The organism is Streptomyces phyllanthi (genome assembly GCF_009377205.1).
In the GTDB taxonomy this organism is placed as follows: Bacteria; Actinomycetota; Actinomycetes; order Streptomycetales; family Streptomycetaceae; genus Streptomyces; species Streptomyces phyllanthi.
This window is the reverse complement of record NZ_VJZE01000757.1, coordinates 1-2,656: the sequence shown is the minus strand read 5'-3', so window position 1 is coordinate 2,656 and position 2,656 is coordinate 1. Positions and strand designations below refer to the sequence as shown.

General features: G+C 68.3%; 2 protein-coding genes. One reads left to right on the top strand and one right to left on the bottom strand.

Annotated features, from left to right (window positions below; all coding sequences use genetic code 11):
- Positions 1 to 220 precede the first annotated feature (220 nt).
- On the top strand, positions 221 to 973 hold the full coding sequence (locus tag FNH04_RS44460) for an MBL fold metallo-hydrolase (protein ID WP_152791912.1): 753 nt from the start codon (positions 221 to 223) through the stop codon (positions 971 to 973).
- Between the two features lie 182 nt (positions 974 to 1,155).
- Here the strand turns inward: FNH04_RS44460 and FNH04_RS44455 are convergent, their stop codons facing one another.
- Entirely contained in the window at positions 1,156 to 2,406 is a 1,251-nt protein-coding gene (locus FNH04_RS44455; RefSeq protein ID WP_152791911.1) for a PTS transporter subunit EIIC, read from the bottom strand.
- Positions 2,407 to 2,656: the final 250 nt, after the last annotated feature.

Genomic DNA, 2,656 nt, shown 5'->3' with positions numbered 1-2,656 from the left:
GGATGGGTAGGGGCGGCGGGGGCGAGCAACACCCTGCGACACACCCACGCACCCCACTTCCAGCCGAACCGGTGACAGCACAGGTGAGTTCGCCCACAACAGCCCCTGCTGGAGGAGCGACCGGCCCTTTTGCGCCTTACGCTCGACGGACCGCACGACCCCCGTTTCCCGTCGCCAATATCTGTGGCCACCATCTGCCAGCGCGGAGGTTCCAGCTCTTATGAAGCTCACCGTCGTCGGCTGCTCGGGGTCGTTCCCGTCCGCGGAATCGGCCTGCTCGAGCTACCTCGTCGAGGCCGACGGCTTCCGGCTGCTCCTCGACATGGGCAACGGCGCCCTGGGCGAGCTGCAGCGCCACTGCGGTCTCTACGACCTCGACGCGATCTTCCTCAGCCATCTGCACGCCGACCACTGCATCGACATGTGCGCGTACTTCGTCGCGCGCTACTACCGGCACGACGGCGGCCGCTGCGACCCGCTCCCCGTCTACGGCCCCGAGGGCACCGAGCAGCGCCTGACCACCGCGTACGCCGACACCCCGTCCGCCTCCTCCATGAGTGAGGTCTTCGACTTCCACACGGTCAAACCGGGCACCTTCGAGATCGGCCCCTTCACCGTCCACACCGAGCGGGTCGCCCACCCCGTGGAGGCGTACGGCATCCGCGTCGAGCACGGCGGCCGCGTGCTGACGTACTCCGGTGACACGGGTGTCAGCCCCGCGCTGGAGGAACTCGCCCGCGACACGGACCTGTTCCTGTGCGAGGCCGCGTTCACCCACGGCAAGGAGGACATCCCGGACCTCCACCTCAACGGCCGCGAAGCCGGCGAGACGGCCGCCCGCGCCGGGGCCCGCCGCCTCGTCCTCACGCACATCCCGCCGTGGACGGATCCCCAGGTCAACCTCCGGGACGCGCGCGCGGTCTACGACGGACCGGTCGAGCTGGCGACGCCTCGGGTGTCGTACGAGATCTGAGAGATCCGAGTCCGAAGAGTCCGAAGACCCGGTGGCGCCCCGTCGTCGTACGGGGTCCGTTCCCGCGGAGATCCAGGACCGCGTACGCTGGGATGCCGAAGGCCCCCCGGAACCACCTGTCCTGGTCCCGGGGGGCCTTCCTTTTCACGCCGTACAGCTGTCCATCCGTACGGCGCAGCCTCTTACGCCTTGGTCAGGTCCTCGACCTCCTCCTCGGGCTCGCGGCCCGGGGTGGGGAGGTTGAAGCGGATGATGGCGAAGCGGAAGGTCACGTAGTAGATCGCGGCGAAGACCAGGCCGACCGGGATGATCAGCCAGGGCTTGGTGGCGAGGTTCCAGTTGAGGAAGTAGTCGATCGCACCCGCCGAGAAGCTGAAGCCGTGGTGCGCGCCCAGGGCCCAGGTGACGGCCATCGACAGGGCGGTCAGCAGCGCGTGGATCACGTACAGGACCGGCGCGATGAACATGAACGCGAACTCGATCGGCTCGGTGATGCCGGTGACGAACGAGGTCAGGGCCAGCGAGACCATCAGGCCGCCGACGACCTTGCGGCGCTCGGGGCGGGCGCAGTGCGTGATCGCCAGGGCGGCGGCCGGGAGGGCGAACATCATGATCGGGAAGAAGCCGGTCATGAACTGACCCGCCGTCGGGTCGCCGTGGAAGAAGCGCGGCAGGTCACCGTGCCACACCGCACCCGAGGCGTCCGTGAAGGTGCCGATCTCCTGCCAGGCCACGGTGTTGACGAACTGGTGCATGCCCACGGGCAGCAGCGCACGGTTGATCGCGCCGAACACGCCCGCGCCGAACGCTCCAAGACCGGTCATCCACTCGCCGAAGTTGGTGATGACCTCACCGATGGGCTCCCAGACCAGACCGAAGAAGACGCCGACGGCGGTGCCGATGAAGGCCATCAGGATCGGGACCAGTCGGCGGCCGTTGAAGAAGCCGAGCCAGTCGGGGAGCTTGGTGCGGTGGAAGCGCTGCCAGGTGACGGCGGCTATGAGGCCCATCACGATGCCGCCGAGGACCTTGGGGTCGTTGTAGGTGGCGGCGACGTCCGCGCCCTTGGTGACCTTGGCCTCGCTGATCGGGAACGCGGTCAGCACGTTCTTGTAGACGAGGAAGCCCACCAGGGCCGCGAGAGCGGTGGAGCCGTCGGCCTTCTTGGCGAAGCCGATGGCGATACCCACGCAGAACAGCAGCGGCAGGTTGGCGAAGACCGCGTCACCGGCGGTGGCGAAGACCGAGGCGACCCGGTCCCAGCCGAGGCCGTCGGCGCCGAACACGTCCGGCTGGCCGAGCCGCAGCAGGATGCCCGCCGCCGGCAGCACGGCGATCGGAAGCTGAAGGCTGCGGCCGACCTTCTGCAGACCCTGGAACAGACCGGATCCCCACTTCTTCGCGGGGGCCGCCGTGGTGCTGGCGGTGCTCATAGTGCCTCCATGTGCATACCGGTGCTGCCAGGGACGGGAAGGGAAAAGGGGAGGGCAGCAACCGTGTGGTCTACACCACTGATTGGTGTAGACCTGTTGTAGCACGAGGTGGGTGAAATAAGGAACCCGTAAGTTCCTGTGACGGGAGGGCTACGCGCAGTGCCCGTGCGTGTGCGGCCATGGCCTTGGTTTTCGCCCGCCCGCCCGAGGGCTCGGGGGTGAAGCGTGGGTGATGGGTGTGGTGGCCGGG